Origin of the sequence: Streptomyces sp. NBC_00510 (genome assembly GCA_036013505.1) — a bacterium.
GTDB lineage: Bacteria > Actinomycetota > Actinomycetes > Streptomycetales > Streptomycetaceae > Actinacidiphila.
The window spans coordinates 6,653,643-6,668,957 of sequence record CP107851.1 but is presented as its reverse complement, the minus strand read 5'-3'; the positions used below and the strand labels follow the sequence as shown (position 1 = coordinate 6,668,957).

Sequence of the window (15,315 nt, the reverse complement as noted above, 5' to 3'; positions counted from 1 at the left end):
GCGGGTCAGTCCTTCCCGCCGCGCAGGGCGAACACCGTGGGTTCCAGGACGCGCAGTCCCGCCGCGCGGTAGGCGGGGCACACCACGAACGCCACGGGCCGCCCCGGCTCACAGGTCGGCCACAGGATGTGCCGGTCGGGGTCGGCGACGGTGCCGGCGGGCAGGTCGAAGACGAACTCCGTGGGGTGGCCGCTGGCGGCCATCGACTGCAGCAGGTCGGCGGCCTCCTGGCCGACCCGGTCCAGCAGCCTGCGGCCGCGCCGGTCCGGCTCGATCCGGCCGCCGTCGGTGACGATCCGGTTCAGCTCCGCCAGGTCCGGCTCGCCGGTGCCGGTGCCGAAGAGCGCGCCGCACATCTGCCGTACCAGTTCGGCCTCCCGCAGCACCACGTCGTCGCCGCCGTCGGTGGCGGTGCGCGGGCCGATCACCTCGGGGAGGCGCTGGGTGAACAGCGCCTTGAGCCGGTCGGCGAACGCGTAGTGGCTCAGGGCCCGTTCGTCGGTCAGGTCGGTGCGCTCGCTGACCTGGCCGGCCCGCATGAGGTCCAGCACCTCGTCGTGCTCCGCGAGCCTGCGGGCCGCGGCCTCCGCCGCCGCCTCGGTCGCGCCCAGGCGTACGGAGAGCGCGTCGTGCAGGCGCGACAGCCCGTCGATCCGGCTCAGTCCCGCCTCCGCGCGCACGGCCAGCTCCTCCAGCGCGGCCTCGGCGCGCTCGGCCCGGCCGGGGAGCCCGGTCAGGGCGCCGATGCGGGCCCCGAGCCGGGCCTCGCGGCGTGCGGCGTCCTGCTCCAGCGCGGTCAGCCGGCCCTCCAGCTTGTCCAGTTCGGCGATCCGGTCCAGCGCCGCGGACAGCCGCTCCCACTCGGCGCGCGGCACGGTCACCGTCGCGGGGGCCCTGCCGGGTGCCGCCCCGGAGCCTGCCCCCGTCGCCGCCCCCGTCCGAGGCGGCGTACGCCGCTCCGCCTCACGCCGCGGCGCCCGCGGCTCGCGCTCCGCCGTGCCGTCACCGCCGCCGTCACCGCCACCGTCGTGGCCGTCGTCGCCGTCGCGGTCGCCGCCGGGCGCTGGCTCCGCCTTCCGGAACCAACCGAACATGTTCTCCCCCTCGTCCTCGGCGCGTTCTTCCCTGTGGTCCGCACCGCTCATCTGCCGTCGCCCCTACATGCGGTCGAAGTCGACGCGGACCTTGTGACTGCCGCCGGTCGCCGGGTCGAAGGCCTCCACCTCGATCTCGGAGCGGCCGAAGTAGAACAGCAGCCGGATCGGCCGCTCCCGCAGCGGCCGCCCCGCGGTCTCCCCGATGTCGACGGTGAGGCGGCCGATCTCCTCGCAGCCGTCCTCGTCCACGTAGCGGGGCTCGGCCTTGACGGTGCGGTAGACCCGCAGCTCGATCTCGGTCTGGTCCTCCCGGGTGGGCAGGATGGTGAACGGGAAGGCGTCCTTCACCCGCACGCTGTCCAGCCGCCGCACGGCCACGGCGAAGCGGCCCACGCAGAGGATGTCGCCGTCGTCGTCGCGGAACATCCGCATCGGCGAGTCGACGCTCTCCTCGAACAGCTTGGAGGTCTCGAAGCCGTAGGTGTACTTGGCCTGCCGGGACAGGAACACCCGCGGGTTGTAGGCGAAGTGGGTGGCACCCTCCAGCACCGCCAGCGCCGGGTCCGGCGGCACCAGGATGCGGTGCCGGGAGCCGAAGTGCCGGTGCATGCGCTCCCGCAGCCACTGGGACTTGGCGAACCCGCCGACCAGCACCAGGGTCTCCGACCCCGTGGCGCCCGCGCCCGCGGCCTCGCCGCTGGTGCGGCGGATGGCGGCCAGCTGCTCCTCGACCTTGTCCAGGATGCCCTCGACCACGCTGTCCAGGAGGACCTCCACCTCCTCCGGCGCCAGCACCATCCGCTGCGGACGGCCTCCCGCCTCCTCCGTCAGCCGGGCCCGGCTCCCCTCGTCCAGCAACTGCCAGACGGTGACGGGCAGGTCGATCCGGACGGTGTCCATGATGTGCGGGGTGCCGTCCTCGTCCCACTCGACCTCCGCGGTGGTCTTGGCCCGCTCCCATTGCTCGGACAGCTCCAGCAGGTCCCCCGAGTGCTCCCGCTCCAGCCGCCTCAGCAGCTCGGGCCCCAGTCGCTTGCCCAGGGCCTGCTCGCGGAAGGCCTGGTTGACGTACTCCGAGCCGAGCCGGCCACCGGTGGCCACGCCGATCTCGCGGAGCGCGATGAGCTCGGCCGCGTCGCTGGAGGTCTCGTACGCCGTGATGTCCACGGTGCCGCCGCCGCAGTCGACGACCATGAAGCGGAAGCCGTCCACGTTGAGCTGCAGCCGGTCGCGCATGCCGGTGCCGTCGGTCAGGTCGGCCATCCGCAGGTAGCAGTAGAGCGCCGCGGCCTCCGGCTCGATGGACGGCAGCAGCCGCTCCGGGTCGTCGGGGAAGCCGGCGTCCACCGCCGCGCGCCGCATCGCGGCCCGGTCCTCGTCGTCCCAGATCGCCGGGACGGTGATGCACCAGCGGATCTCCCGCTCGGCGTAGCCCGCGTCCTTGATCTGGGCGACCGCCAGTTCCCTGATCTCCCGCAGGTAGGCCGTGATCAGCTCGCGCACCCGGCCGCGGTCGCCGAGGTCGACGATGCCGCCGGTGGTCGGCATGTCCACCGGGCCGCCGTCGTCCTTGAGCGCCATCTTGAACGCGTAGGCGTAGCCCAGGCCGTCCGTCCGGCCGCTGTCGGAGGCCTCCGACCACTGCTTGCGCGCCTTGTGGCCCCAGGCCACCGTGGTGCCGTCCGCGTCGACGAGCAGCGCGGTCAGGTTCTTCGGGTAGTCCACGCGGTGCTCGGGGAACCGGCTGTAGAAGGTGATCCGCCGGGACTGCGGATCGTCGTTCAGCGGGGTCACCACGGCCCAGGCGAAGCCGGTGCCGTGCGTGCCGAAGTCGACGGCGGCCACCACCTTCGGCCTGCCCGCCCCCGACGTGTCGAAGCCGCTCATCGGTCAACTCCCCCCGGTCATGGGGCGTCCGTACCCGCCCCGCACCTGACAGGCTGTCCCAATTCCGCAGTTATCCGGAGGGCCCGGGTGTTGCCAGGGCATATTTGGCAACACCCGGGCAGGGACCGGGCGACGGGAACGGAGGGGGCCCTTGGAGGCGGAACAGAACGGCTTCGGGCGGGAGTTGCGCCGCAGGCGCCAGGCGGCCGGCAAGTCGCTGGGCGAACTGGCGGAGCGCGTGCCCTGCAGTCGCAGCTTCCTGAGCCGGGTCGAGAACGGCATGCGCCGGCCGACGTACGAACTGGCCGAGAGGTGCGACCACTTCCTCGATGCCGGGGGCGAACTGCTGAGCCTCGCCCCGCGGCCGCGGCCCGCCCGCGAGCCCCGCGGCGGCAAGGAGCGCGACGGGGTCCGCGGTCCGGTCCGTACGGCGTCCAAGCTGGTCGACCGTGCCGCGCCCGTGCCGTCCGACGTCCCCGCCCTGGCCTCCGGGTACGGCGAGGAGTTCGATCGGCTCGTCCGGCGCGGCGACCTGCGGCACGCCGCGGGCCGGATGCGCGAGGCGGACCGCTGCTACCGGGAGGCGCACCGGCTGGCCGAGGGGCGGCCGCGCGCCCGGGCCCTGGCCGTGGTGCGGATCTGCCGCCGCTGGTCGGACCCGGGCCAGGTCGACCGGGAGCTGCTGCACCTGATCGGCGACAGCCTGGCCGCCCTGCGCGACGACCCCGGTCCCGAGGCCGGCGCGCTGCGCCTGCAGCTCAACGCGCATCGGGCGAAGAAGCTCTCCATGGCCGTCAGCGCGGACACCGCCGTGCCCCAGGCCGGCCCGGACAGCGGCGCGGCCCTGGCCCGGCACACGCTGCGCGGCCTGGAACGCGCGGACACCGCGGACACCGCGGACGCCTCCGGCGTCGGCGAGGAGGTGCGCTGCGAAGTGCTGACCGAGTGCCGCTGGGGCCTGTACGACTTCGCGCCGGCCGCCGCCTCCCTGGCGCTGTCGGAGCGGCTGCGCGACGCCGCCGTACGCCACGGCTCCGCGCACTTCCGGGGCGAGGCGCTGATGGGGCTGGCCGTGGACCAGCTGCGCATGGGCCGGGTGTACCCGGCGCTGTCCACGGCCCAGGAGCACCGCAGGCACGCCGCCGCGAGCCGCAGCGAACTGGCCCGCTGGCAGCAGCGCACCCTCGACACCACGCTCGACCTGTGGCGCGGCCGGTTCACGGCCGCGGCGGACTGGATCCTGCGGGAGTCCGCCGAGTACGCCGACCGGCTCGCCGCCGACCTGGACGTGCCGGCCGGCAACTTCCGGCAGACCCGGATGGGCCAGGCGTACTGGCTGCTGCGCGAGCAGGGCCGGATGCAGGAACTGTTCGCGGGCGGCCTCGCCGACGACGTGCAGGAGCACGGCTACTTCCCGGTCTGGCGGGCGGGGCTCGTCCTCGCCCTGTGCGAGACCGGCGCCCGGGACCAGGCCGCCGACCTGCTGCAGGCCTTCGCCGACGACACCGACGGCTTCCGCGCCCTGCCCCCGCACGGCTGGGCGGTGCCCACGCTCGCCCTGCTCGCCGAGGCCTGCGCCGCGATCGGCGACCAGGCCGAGCTGCGGCCCCTGGTGGCCCGGCTGCGCGAACGGCTGGCCCCGCACAACGGCACCGGCATCGCCCTGGCCGGCTGGCCCACGGTGCTGGTCGCGCCCACGGCCCAGGCATGCGGTGTGCTCGCCCTGACCGCCGGGGAACCGGACGCCGCCCTCGCGCACTTCCGCCTGGCGGCCACCCCGGCGCGTACCTCCGCCCCGCAGCTCGCCCGGCTCCGCCTGTGGCAGGCCCGCGCCCTGCGCGCCTCCGGCCGCCCGGACGCCGCCGCGGAGGCACCGCGCCTGCTGCGCTCGGCCCGCGCGGTCGCGGAGGAGTACGGGATGGCACGGCTGGCCGCGGAGTGCGCGGCGCTGCCGGCCGAGGCCGGCGGCGGGTGAGGCAGACGAGTCGAGCTGTACGCCGGGTTCTGTCCCCGGTCGGCCTCGCGGCCGGCCGGGCGACGGCCATCCATCTAGGACCGGCGTTGCCGCCGGCCTCGTGCGGTCTACCCGCGGACTCGGGCGGGCACCCTCGATCGTCCGCGCAGGGCCGTCTCACGACGGCCCCTTTTGACCTTGCTCCGGGTGGGGTTTACCTAGCTGCCCAGGTCACCCTGGGCACTGGTGGTCTCTTACACCACCGTTTCACCCTTACCGGGAGCCTTGCGGTCCCGGCGGTCTGTTTTCTGTGGCACTGTCCCGCGGGTCACCCCGGGTGGGCGTTACCCACCACCCTGCCCTGTGGAGCCCGGACGTTCCTCGGCAGGACCAGGGTCCTGACGCGGCCGCCCGCTCGGCTCGTCTGCCGTGGCGACCATGCTACCGGCCGATCACGCCGGGGTGAAAAGCACGGTGTGGCGGCCGGGGTCGGCCTGCGTCAGGCGGACCGGGAGCGGCTCGCCGAGCGGGAGGGGGGAGGTGCCACCGCGGACGCGGGCGACGACGGCCGGGTCACGCAGGTGGACCGTGCCGGAGGTCGGGTCGGAGTCCTTGATGTCGATGACGTAGGCGTCGAAGACCTCGCCGACGCGGTCCTTGAGCAGGGCCGCCTCGACGAGGTCGAGGGAGGCGCTCTCGATGGTGGCCGCGAAGTGCGATCCGCCGCGCATGTCGCGGGGCAGGTCCCGGAACGCCGCCGCGACCCACTCCGGCGGCTCCTGGCCGGCCACCGCGGCCAGGCAGAACTCGGCGGCGTAGCGGTCGACGAGGCGCCGCAGGGGCGCGGTGCAGTGCGTGTACGCCTCGGCGACGGCGGCGTGCACGGCCGGCTCGGCGGGGTGGTCGGGCCAGAAGGGCGTGTAGTCGGCGCCGCGGAACAGGCTCGTCGCCTCGTGCAGGAACGCCGCGTGGGTGGTGCGCTCCGGGTCCAGGGTGCGGACGAGCTCGGCGTACGAGGTCATGTGCGGCCAGTCGATGCGCAGCGCCGCGGCGACCCTGCGCAGCCTGGCCACCTCCCCGTGCGGGGCGAGCGGGAGCGTACGGAGGATGCCGGTGCCGGAGCGGATCATGACGCCTGCCGCGACCATGCCCGTGAGCAGGGATATCTGGGCGTTCCAGGCGTCGACGGGACGCGGCGCCCGGTACCGCAGGGCGTAGCCGCCGTCGAGCTCCACGACCTCCTGCTCGGGCACGTTCAGGGAGATGCCACCACGTGCCCTCTCCTGCTCCTCGCGCAGCCGGCCGACGGTACGGAGCAGCGCCACGGGCTCCTCGGCGGAGCCGGCGTCGATCGCGTGCTGCACGCCCGCGTAGTCCAGCCGGGCGCGGCTGCGGACGAGCGCCCGGCGGACGTCGACGTCGGTGACCGCGCCGTCCGCGTCGAGGTCGATCCGCCACAGCACGGCGGGCCGGTCCTGCCCGGCCAGCAGGCTGGCCGCCCCCTCGGCGAGCACCGGCGGGTGCAGGGGCACCCGGACGTCGGGGAAGTACAGGGTCTGCACGCGCCGGTGCGCCTCGGCGTCCAGCGCGCCGCCGGGCGTGACGAAGGCGGCGACGTCGGCGATCGCGTACGACACCCGGTAGCCGCGGCCGCCCTCGCGGACGGCCGGGTGCATCGCCTGGTCCAGGTCGAGCGACCCGGGCGGGTCGACGGTGAAGAACGGCACGTCGGTGGCGTCGTACCCGGGCAGCCGGGGATCGCGCGCCGCCTCCTCGGCCTCCGCGAGCACGTTCGCCGGGAAGTCCCGCCGCACGTGCAGGTCCGCGCGGAGCGCGTCCAGCGCGGACCTCAAGCGGACTCCGTCGGCGGTGGTGACGCGCAGGGGGCGACGAGGCATGGAGCGAGCCTAAGTCGGGCGGTCGTAGGCTGCACTGCACCGGGGAAACGTGAAGGAGAACAACTGTGCTCGTCCTGCTACCGCCGTCCGAGGGCAAGGCCACCGACGGCACCGGCCCCGCCGTCGACCTGGGCTCCCTCTCCCTGCCCGGGCTCACCACGGCCCGCGCGACGGTGCTGGACGAGCTCGTCGGGCTCTGCGCGGGCGGCGACGAGGACAAGGCGGCGGACGTGCTCGGGCTCAGCCCCGGACTGCGCGGCGAGATCGCCCGCAACGCGGGGCTGCGCGACGCGCGGACCCGGCCCGCGGGCGAGATCTACACCGGCGTGCTCTACGACGCCCTCGGCCTGGACACCCTGGACGCCGCCGCCCGGCGCCGGGCCGCCCGCTCGCTGCTGGTCTTCTCCGGGCTGTGGGGCGCGGTCGGCGTCCGGGACGCGATCCCCGCGTACCGCTGCTCGATGGGCGTGAAGCTGCCGGCCCTCGGGTCGCTCGCCACGTACTGGCGCACGCACCTCGCCGAGGCCCTCCCGGGCGCCGCGGAGGCCGCGGGCGGGGGCCTGCTCCTGGACCTGCGGTCCTCTGCGTACGGGGCGGCGTGGAAACCGGCCCCGCGCAGCGCGCTCGCGGGGCGCACGGCGACGGTGCGGGTGGTGCAGGCGGAGACGCGGAAGGTCGTCAGCCACTTCAACAAGGCGACCAAGGGGCGGATCGTGCGGGCCCTCCTGGAGTCCGGGGCGCGCCCCAAGAACCCCGACGCGCTCGTCACGGCCCTGCGCGACCTGGGCTTCACGGTGGAGGTGCCCGGGCCCGGGCGCCTCGACGTCCTCGTGTCGGACGTCCACTGAGTTCTTGTGCGGGTGGGTTGTCGTGTGCGGGTTGTCTGCGCCTGCGGCGGGCTGTTTCCCCGCCGCCCTCCCTCCCCCAGCCTTCGGCCGGGGGGACCCCCATGGGCGCACCCCGCCACACCCCCTCCGGTCGTGTGGGCGCATGACGGCCGGAGGGGGTCAGAGAGCGGTCCGGGGTTGCCGCAAGTGCTCTACTGACCCCCCACAGGTCGTTGGTCGCCCGCGATAGGGAGGGGGCGGGGGAGTTGGGGGCACCCCCGGCCGAAGGCTGGGGGAGGGTGGGCGTTCTGGACGCTGACGTGTATTTGTTGTGCGGCACAGACGGCACCGATCTGGACCGCCCGTCATGCACATAAATATGCGGTCCAGAATGCCCAGCCCCGCAGGCCCCGCCCCCGGCCCACCACGCACGCGCGCAGGCCCGCACTGACCGCGCCGGGTGGGGGTCCCCCCGGCCGAAGGCTGGGGGAGGGAGGGAGGGCGGGGGATGCCCGCCGCAGGCGCAAACAACCCGCACACAACAACAGGCCGCAAGGGGCACCCCGTTGCACAGGCCGCAACGCGCGTTGCGGGGGACGCACGGGGGCGCCACGATGCCACGGTGCTGAACCTCGCCCCCGCCGCCCCCGTGATCCCCGTCCTCACGCTGGACGACCCCGCCGACGCGGTCCCGCTCGTCCGGGCGCTGGTTCGCGGGGGGTTGACCGCGGTGGAGATCACGCTGCGGACGCCCACCGCGCTGGAGGCGATCGCCGCGGCGGCCCGCGAGGTGCCCGAGGCGGTCGTGGGGGCCGGGACCGTGGTGCGGGCGGAGCAGGTGGGGGCGGCGGCGCGGGCCGGGGCGCGGTTCCTGGTGAGCCCGGGGTGGACGGCGGGCCTGCTCGACGCGATGACCGCGTCCGGGCTGCCGTTCCTGCCCGGCGTGTCGACCGCCTCCGAGGTGGTCGCCCTGGCCGAACGCGGTGTGACGGAGCTGAAGTTCTTCCCCGCGGAGGCGGCCGGTGGCACGGCGTACCTCAGGGCGCTGGCCGCCCCGCTGCCGGGCGTCCGGTTCTGCCCGACCGGCGGCATCGACGCGGAGCGCGCGCCGGCGTATCTGGCGCTGCCCAACGTCGCCTGCGTGGGCGGCAGTTGGATGGTCCCGCAGGACGCCCTGCGGGACCACGACTGGGACCGGGTGGAGCGGCTCGCCCGCGAGGCGGCCGGACTGCGGGCAACGGCGCGGCCCGCGCCGTCAGCGCAGGTGTGACGTGTCGTTGAGCAGCCGCAGCGACGCGTTCCCGTCCCCGTAGTACGCCACCGCCGACAGTGCCGCCGGCGACAGCTCCATCCGGAACAGCGACTCCGGCGGGGCGCCCAGGGCCAGCCGGACCAGGGTCTTGATCGGGGTGACGTGGGTGACCAGCAGGACCGTGCGGCCGGGGTGACGGGCGAGGAGTTTGTCCCGGGCGAGGGAGACCCGGCGGGCGACGGCGGCGAAGCTCTCCCCGCCGGGCGGGGCGGCCTTGGCCGAGCCGAGCCAGGCGTCGAGTTCGTCCGGGTAACGCTCCTTCACCTCGGCGAAGGTGAGCCCCTCCCAGGCGCCGAAGTCGGTCTCACGCAGCCCCTCGTCGACGCGTACGTCGAGGCCGAGCCGGTCCGCGACGGCCTGCGCGGTCTGCCGGCAGCGCGCCAGCGGCGAGGTGACGACGGCCTGGACGGTGCCGCGGGCGGCGAGGGCGTCGGCGGCCCGCCGGGCCTGCCAGAGTCCCTTCTCCGAGAGTTCCGGGTCGTCGCCGCCGCTGCCGGAGAAGCGCTTGTCCGCGGTGAGCGGGGTCTCGCCGTGCCGCAGCAGGACGAACGTGGTGGGCGTGCCGAGGTCGGCCGCCGCCGCCCAGCCGACGGGCGGGGCCTTGGGGGCCTCGTCCACGGCCTCGTCCACCGGCTCCGGCTCGGTGGCGGGGGTGACCAGCGCGGCGGCGGAGCGGCCGGGCTCCCACTGCTTGCCGCGCTTGCCGGCGTCCATCGCCTCGTTGGCGAGCCGGTCGGCGTGCTTGTTCTTCTCGCGCGGGATCCACTCGTAGCTGACCTGCTCGGCCGGCAGGACGGTCTTCGCCTCGGCGGCCAGCGGCCGCATGTCCGGGTGCTTGATCTTCCAGCGGCCGGACATCTGCTCGACGACCAGCTTGGAGTCCATCCGCACCCGTACCCGGGCCTGCGGGTCGATCGCGTGCGCGGCGCGCAGCCCGGCGATCAGGCCCCGGTACTCGGCGACGTTGTTGGTGTGCCTGCCGATGAACTCGGCGGCCTCGGCGAGCACTTCACCCGTGGCGCCGTCGCAGACGACGGCGCCGTACCCGGCCGGTCCCGGGTTGCCCCGGGACCCACCGTCGGCCTCCACCACCAACGTACGGACCATTACAGGCCCGACTCGGGGGTGCGGACGAGGATGCGGCGGCAGTTCTCGCAGCGCACGACCTCGTCGGCGGCGGCCGCCCGCACCTCGTTGAGCTCGGTGATGTTCAGCTCCAGCCGGCAGCCCTCGCAGCGCTTCTGGTAGAGCCGGGCGGCGCCGACGCCGCCGGACTGGCCGCGCAGCTTGTCGTAGAGCTTCAGCAGGTCGGCGGGGACCGAACCGGCGATGATCTCGCGCTCCTTGGTGACCGTGGAGCCCTCGGCGTCGATCTCCTGCAGCACCACGTTGCGGCGCTCCGTGGACTCGCCGGCCTTGGCCTGCACGGACTCCAGGCGCCCGGTCAGCTCCTGGACCCGCTCCTGCAGGCCCTCACGGCGCTCCATGACCTCCAGGACGACGTCCTCGAGGTCGCTCTGCCGCTTGGCGAGCGAGGTGATCTCGCGCTGCAGGTTCTCCAGGTCCTTTGGGGAGGAGACCGCGCCGGAGTCCAGCCGCTCCTGGTCGCGGACGGCACGCTTGCGCACCTGGTCCACGTCCTGCTCGGCCTTGGTCTGCTCGCGGGCGGTGTCGCTCTCCTCGGTCTGGGCGGCGACCAGCAGGTCGCGCAGCTGGGTCACGTCGGAGTTCAGGCGCTCGATCTCCGCGTGCTCGGGAAGGTTGATGCGCTTGTGGTCCAGCTGCGCGAGGCGCGCGTCGAGGGCCTGGACCTCAAGCAGTCGGATCTGGTCTGCGGGCGCGGCTTTCAGCGGGGGGCTCCTGAGGTCGTGGGTTCGTCAAGGGGAAGTGCCGGGGCGTGGGCCGTCCACGGGTCGGTGACGGCGCGCGAAACGTACGTGCGCAGTGCCCAGCCGTGCCGTTCGCAGACCTCGTCGAGCCGGCGCGCGGCCTGTTCGCACCAGGGCCATTCGGTGGCCCAGTGGGCGGCGTCGACGAGCGCGGGCGGACCCGCCTGCTGCGCCTCGGACGCCGGGTGGTGGCGCAGGTCGGCGGTGAGGTAGACGTCCGCCCCGGCCCTGCGTACGTCCTCGAAGAGACTGTCGCCGGAGCCGCCGCACACCGCCACGGTGCGGACCTGCCGCTCCGGGTCGCCCGCGACGCGCAGTCCGGTCGCGGTGGCCGGCAGGCCGGCCGCCGCACGGCGGGCGAACTCCGCCAGCGTCATCGGCTCGGGCAGTTCGCCGATCCGGCCGAGGCCGCGGCGGCCGGCCGGGTCGGCGGGGTCGGGCACGAGGGGTCCGGTGACCCGCAGGCCGACGGCCTCGGCGAGGGCGTCGGAGACCCCGGGATCGGCCCGGTCGGCGTTGGTGTGCGCCACGTGCAGCGCGACGTCGTTCTTGATCAGGGTGTGCACGACGCGGCCCTTGAAGCCGGTCGCCGCGACCGTCGTCGTCCCGCGCAGGTAGAGCGGGTGGTGCGTGACCAGAAGGTCGGCGCCGGTGGCGATCGCCTCCTCGACGACCTCCCGGACCGGGTCGACGGCGAACAGGACCCGGCCGACCTCCGCGTCCGGGTCCCCGCAGACGAGGCCGACGGCATCCCACTGCTCGGCCCATGCCGGAGGCCAGAGGGCTTCGAGGGCGGCGATGACGTCGGACAGTTTCGGCACGGGTCGAGGTTACCGCGCCGGTGGCGGGCGGCCGGAATCCCGGGCTGGTCATGAGCACACCGAGCATCCGAAGTCCGACGGAACGGGACGAGAGCCACCCTTATGTGTGAAGACCACCAACTCGTGTCGGACGCCCGGGCGTGCGAAAACTAGCGTCGTGGCCCGGAGGTGAGCCACACCATGACAGCCTGCGCCACCGAGACCACCACCGTGCGACGGGCCGGGTTCACGATCGCCGCGGACGGCTCCTACGCCGCCTGCCTGGCCCAGGCACCCGACGGGGGTGACGGCTGGTACCCCGAGCGCTGGACGCTCGGCGGGCCCGAGCCGTACACCGTGCCCCTGCCCGGCAACCAGCCCGAGGAACAGTGCTCCGAGGTCCTGCCGCTGCCCGACGGCCGCGTGCTCATCCGCCGCCGGGTCGCCGACCGGTACGACCTCGCCCTGCTCTACCCGACCGGTCCCGGGACCGGCGAACTGCTCGTCGGCTCGCTGCCGGGCGGGGACGCGGAGGCGCGGCTGCTGCCCCCGGTCGCCTCCGGCGAGGCGTACGCGCTCACCTACGACCCGGTGCGCGAGGTGTCGGCGGTGTGGCTCGTGCACGACGACCGGGACCTGCGGCCGCGCCGGCTGGCGGAGGTCCCGGGCCGCTGCGGGGGCGGCGCGTGGCTGGACCGGGCGGGCCGGCTGCTCGCGCTGGACCGCGAGGCGGAGGGGACGGTCAAGACGGTCGCCGTCGACCTGGAGCGGGCCGGGGCGGTCAGCCCGCTGCTGCAGATCACCGAGGGGAGCAACGACCGGTTGCTGCTCGCGGAGCCGGACAGCGGGCTGCTGATAGTGCGCACCGACGCCACCGGCGAGGACCGCATCGGCTGGGGCGTCCTGGGCAGCCGCCGGCCCCTGCGGTTCGCCGAGTGCCTGCGCGTCCCGGACGCGCTGCTCACCCCGTTCGCGGCGCAGCCCGGCCAGGTGCTGATGCCCGAGGCGTGCGCGGTGGCACTGCGCGCGGACGGCCCGCACGGCACCTCGCTGGCGGTCTGGCGGCCCGGGGAACGCGGTACCACCTGGCTGTCGGCGCCGGAGGGTTGGCTGCCCGGGGCCGGCCTGTGGTCGGCCCGCGGGGTGCTGCGCCTGCCGTACGCCTGCGCGCACTGCCCGTGCGGCACGGTGGAGTACGAGGCGCCGCCCGCGGTGCCCGTGCCGCCCCCGCTGGGGAGCCTGGCGGAGGGCGCTCCCGCGGACGTCCCGGAGGCGGCCAGGACCAGCCCTGTGCTCCCTTTGCAGAAGGCGCCGCTGGCCACGGGATCTTGAATCGGTAAACTCCTGCGGCGTTCCGCGCACCTTGCACGCTAGTAACGGGGAGTTTCCTCATGTCCGATGCCCGACACGACACCGACGCCGAGGCCCGCCTCGAGGACGGTTCCGCCGAGGGCCAGCACGCCGGCCGCCACCGCGGTACGGCTTCCGCCCAAGACGACAACGCCCAGGTGGTCCAGGCGCCGCACGGCCGCCACCGCCGCCCCTCCGGGCCCCCCGCCATGGAGGTCTGACGGGCCCGGAGCCCGGAAGGACCGGTTCAGCCCCCGTGGCGCAGGGCCAGGACGTCGGTGGCGGCGAAGGTGTCACCGGGGTCACGGCCCGCCCAGTACGGGGTGAGCAGGTCGTCCAGCTCGTCGTGGGTGAACGCCTCCTTGGCGGTGTCGAACCTCGCCGCGACGCGGGGGCGGTCCATCACCGCCACCATCCCGCCGTGCACGACGAACAGCTGGCCGGTGATCCGGTCGGCCGCCGGTGACGCCAAGTAGCCGACGAGCGGGGCGACATGCTCCACCCCCAGCGGGTCCGGCCCGTCCCCGGGCCCCCCGAGGCCCGCGAAGACGTCCTCGGTCATCCGCGTGCGCGCCCGGGGGCAGATGGCGTTGACGCGTACGCCGTACCTGCCGAGGGCGGCGGCCGTCGACGAGGTGAGGCCGACGATGCCGCCCTTGGCGGCCGCGTAGTTGGGCTGGCCGGCCGAGCCGGCGAGGAACGCCTCGGACGAGGTGTTGACGACCCGGCCGTAGACCGGGGCGTCCGTCGTCTTGGCGCGCTCGCGCCAGTGGGCGGCGGCGAACCGGGTGGTGGCGAAGTGGCCCTTGAGGTGGACCCGGACGACGGAGTCCCACTCGTCCTCGGTCATCGAGAAGACCATCCGGTCCCGCAGGATCCCCGCGTTGTTGACCAGGATGTCGAGGGCCCCGTACGTGCCGACCGCCAGCCCGACCAGCTCCTGCGCCTGCCCGAAGTCGGCGACGTCCCCGTGGTGCGCCACCGCGTGGCCGCCGGCGGCGGCGATCTCGGCGACGACCTCGTCCGCGGGGGTCGCCGACGCCGCGCCGGAGCCGTCGCGGCCGGGCTGCCCGTAGTCGTTGACGACCACGTTGGCGCCCAGCCGCGCCAGTTCCAGCGCCTCCGCACGGCCCAGGCCGCGGCCGGCCCCCGTCACGATCGCCGTCCTGCCGTCCAGCACGCCCATGCCTTCTCCAGCCCTGATGTCAGACCGCGATGCAGGTGCGCAGCGCCTCACCGCTGCGCATCTGGTCGACGGCCTCGTTGATCTGGTCGAGCCGTACGCGGTGGGTGATGAGCCCCTCCAGGTCCACGCGTCCGGCGCGCCAGAGGCGGATGACGCGGTCGTAGGACCGCAGGACGTCGCCGCCGCCGTACAGCGAGGGCAGGATGCGCTTCTCGTCGAAGAAGAGCTCGAACATGTTGATCTGCAGGAGGTCGTCCATCGCCCCGGCGCCGACGACGCAGAGCGTCCCGCCGCGGCGGGTGGTCTCGTAGGCCGTGCGGGCCGTGGCGCTGCGGCCGACGACCTCGAAGACGTAGTCGAAGCCCTCGCCGCCGGTGATCCGGGCCTTGGCGTCGGCCAGTTCCTCCGGGGCGACCGCGTCGGTGGCGCCGAAGCGCAGGGCCGCGTCGCGGCGGGACTCCACGGGGTCGACGGCGATGATCTCCGAGGCGCCGGAGGCGCGGGCGCCCTGGATGACGCTGATGCCGACGCCGCCGCAGCCGATGACGGCGACCGACGAGCCGGGGGTGACCCGCGCGGTGTTCAGCGCGGCGCCGATGCCGGTCGTGACGCCGCAGCCGATGAGGGCGGCGATCTCGTACGGCAGGTCGTCCGGGATGGGCACGGCGCAGGAGGCGGAGACCACGACCTCCTCGGCGAAGGTGCCGGTGCCGGCGAAGCCGAAGACGTCCCCGGCGGGGCGGCGGAAGTTGGGCGTACCGGCGTTCATGAAGCCGGCCAGGCACAGGTGGGACTGGCCGCGCCGGCAGGCCGGGCAGGCGCCGCAGGCCGGGAGCCAGCAGACCAGGACCCGGTCTCCGGCCGTGAGGCCCTCGACGCCCTCGCCGGTCTCGACGATCTCCCCGGCGCCCTCGTGGCCGGGGACGAAGGGCGCGGGCTGCGGCAGGACGCCGCTCATGGCGGACAGGTCGGAGTGGCACAGCCCGGTCGCCCGCAGCCGGATGCGCACCTTGCCCGGGCCGAAGCCCACCGCCTCGATGTCGTCGACGACCTCGAGCTTGTCCTGGCCGATCTCCTGCAGGAGCGCTGCGCGCATGGGGGTTCCCCTCTCCCCT

13 protein-coding genes and 1 other RNA gene are annotated in these 15,315 nt (G+C 74.8%); 5 read left to right on the top strand and 9 right to left on the bottom strand.

The annotated features are described in order from the left end of the window. Positions 1-5: 5 nt before the first annotated feature. Together OG937_30075 and OG937_30070 are read right to left on the bottom strand one after the other, a co-directional pair. The gene (locus OG937_30075; GenBank protein WUD75636.1) at positions 6-1,145 is read right to left on the bottom strand and encodes a hypothetical protein; all 1,140 of its coding nucleotides are present in this window, start codon (positions 1,143-1,145) and stop codon (positions 6-8) included. A 12-nt stretch (positions 1,146-1,157) separates the two neighbouring features. After that, on the bottom strand, positions 1,158-2,984 hold the full coding sequence (locus tag OG937_30070) for a hypothetical protein (protein ID WUD75635.1): 1,827 nt from the start codon (positions 2,982-2,984) through the stop codon (positions 1,158-1,160). A 151-nt stretch (positions 2,985-3,135) separates the two neighbouring features. Between OG937_30070 and OG937_30065 the strand changes: the two genes are divergently transcribed. Continuing rightward, positions 3,136-4,959 (top strand): helix-turn-helix domain-containing protein, encoded by a 1,824-nt coding sequence (locus tag OG937_30065; GenBank protein ID WUD75634.1) that lies wholly within the window; start codon positions 3,136-3,138, stop codon positions 4,957-4,959. Between the two features lie 2 nt (positions 4,960-4,961). Here the strand turns inward: OG937_30065 and rnpB are convergent. Continuing rightward, positions 4,962-5,361: RNase P RNA component class A (rnpB, locus tag OG937_30060), an RNA gene on the bottom strand. A 29-nt stretch (positions 5,362-5,390) separates the two neighbouring features. Further along, positions 5,391-6,836, bottom strand: coding sequence for an RNB domain-containing ribonuclease (locus tag OG937_30055; GenBank protein WUD75633.1), 1,446 nt, complete (start codon positions 6,834-6,836; stop codon positions 5,391-5,393). A 65-nt stretch (positions 6,837-6,901) separates the two neighbouring features. Between OG937_30055 and yaaA the strand changes: the two genes are divergently transcribed. Both yaaA and eda read left to right on the top strand, forming a co-directional pair. Continuing rightward, complete coding sequence (gene yaaA / locus OG937_30050) at positions 6,902-7,684, top strand: peroxide stress protein YaaA (protein ID WUD75632.1); 783 nt, start codon at positions 6,902-6,904, stop codon at positions 7,682-7,684. Positions 7,685-8,285: 601 nt separating this feature from the next. Continuing rightward, a complete protein-coding gene (gene eda / locus OG937_30045; GenBank protein WUD75631.1) occupies positions 8,286-8,933 on the top strand; it encodes a bifunctional 4-hydroxy-2-oxoglutarate aldolase/2-dehydro-3-deoxy-phosphogluconate aldolase in 648 nt (215 codons plus the stop codon). Here eda and OG937_30040 read toward each other — a convergent pair. Genes OG937_30040 through OG937_30030 form a run of 3 tightly spaced genes read right to left on the bottom strand, consistent with a single transcriptional unit; the run spans position 8,919 to position 11,685 of the window. Further along, positions 8,919-10,082 carry a bifunctional RNase H/acid phosphatase gene (locus tag OG937_30040; GenBank protein WUD75630.1) on the bottom strand — a complete coding sequence of 388 codons (1,164 nt, stop codon included), beginning with the start codon at positions 10,080-10,082 and terminating at the stop codon, positions 8,919-8,921. The genes eda and OG937_30040 overlap by 15 nt on opposite strands. Further along, on the bottom strand, positions 10,082-10,825 hold the full coding sequence (locus OG937_30035) for a C4-type zinc ribbon domain-containing protein (protein ID WUD78933.1): 744 nt from the start codon (positions 10,823-10,825) through the stop codon (positions 10,082-10,084). Before OG937_30035 ends, OG937_30040 begins: the two co-directional genes overlap by 1 nt. Beyond that, positions 10,822-11,685: a Nif3-like dinuclear metal center hexameric protein gene (locus OG937_30030; protein WUD75629.1), complete on the bottom strand. Its 864-nt coding sequence runs from the start codon at positions 11,683-11,685 to the stop codon at positions 10,822-10,824. The genes OG937_30035 and OG937_30030 overlap by 4 nt, the downstream gene beginning before the upstream one ends. A gap of 180 nt (positions 11,686-11,865) precedes the next feature. Between OG937_30030 and OG937_30025 the strand changes: the two genes are divergently transcribed. Then, positions 11,866-12,996 carry a hypothetical protein gene (locus OG937_30025; protein ID WUD75628.1) on the top strand — a complete coding sequence of 377 codons (1,131 nt, stop codon included), beginning with the start codon at positions 11,866-11,868 and terminating at the stop codon, positions 12,994-12,996. 59 nt (positions 12,997-13,055) lie between these two features. Further along, on the top strand, positions 13,056-13,235 hold the full coding sequence (locus OG937_30020; GenBank protein WUD75627.1) for a hypothetical protein: 180 nt from the start codon (positions 13,056-13,058) through the stop codon (positions 13,233-13,235). A 26-nt stretch (positions 13,236-13,261) separates the two neighbouring features. On the opposite strand, the gene OG937_30015 is transcribed toward OG937_30020, so the two are convergent. Continuing rightward, positions 13,262-14,200, bottom strand: coding sequence for a 3-oxoacyl-ACP reductase (locus OG937_30015; GenBank protein WUD75626.1), 939 nt, complete (start codon positions 14,198-14,200; stop codon positions 13,262-13,264). 19 nt (positions 14,201-14,219) lie between these two features. Continuing rightward, on the bottom strand, positions 14,220-15,296 hold the full coding sequence (locus tag OG937_30010; protein WUD75625.1) for a Zn-dependent alcohol dehydrogenase: 1,077 nt from the start codon (positions 15,294-15,296) through the stop codon (positions 14,220-14,222). Positions 15,297-15,315 lie beyond the last annotated feature (19 nt).

Bases quoted from the DNA above. Each gene is read 5' to 3' on its own strand.
- OG937_30075 (WUD75636.1), bottom strand. From the start codon at position 1,145: ATGAGCGGTGCGGACCACAGGGAAGAACGCGCCGAGGACGAGGGGGAG.
- OG937_30070 (WUD75635.1), bottom strand. From the start codon at position 2,984: ATGAGCGGCTTCGACACGTCGGGGGCGGGCAGGCCGAAGGTGGTGGCC.
- OG937_30055 (WUD75633.1), bottom strand. From the start codon at position 6,836: ATGCCTCGTCGCCCCCTGCGCGTCACCACCGCCGACGGAGTCCGCTTG.
- OG937_30040 (WUD75630.1), bottom strand. From the start codon at position 10,082: ATGGTCCGTACGTTGGTGGTGGAGGCCGACGGTGGGTCCCGGGGCAAC.
- OG937_30025 (WUD75628.1), top strand. From the start codon at position 11,866: ATGACAGCCTGCGCCACCGAGACCACCACCGTGCGACGGGCCGGGTTC.
- OG937_30020 (WUD75627.1), top strand. From the start codon at position 13,056: ATGTCCGATGCCCGACACGACACCGACGCCGAGGCCCGCCTCGAGGAC.
- OG937_30015 (WUD75626.1), bottom strand. From the start codon at position 14,200: ATGGGCGTGCTGGACGGCAGGACGGCGATCGTGACGGGGGCCGGCCGC.
- OG937_30010 (WUD75625.1), bottom strand. From the start codon at position 15,296: ATGCGCGCAGCGCTCCTGCAGGAGATCGGCCAGGACAAGCTCGAGGTC.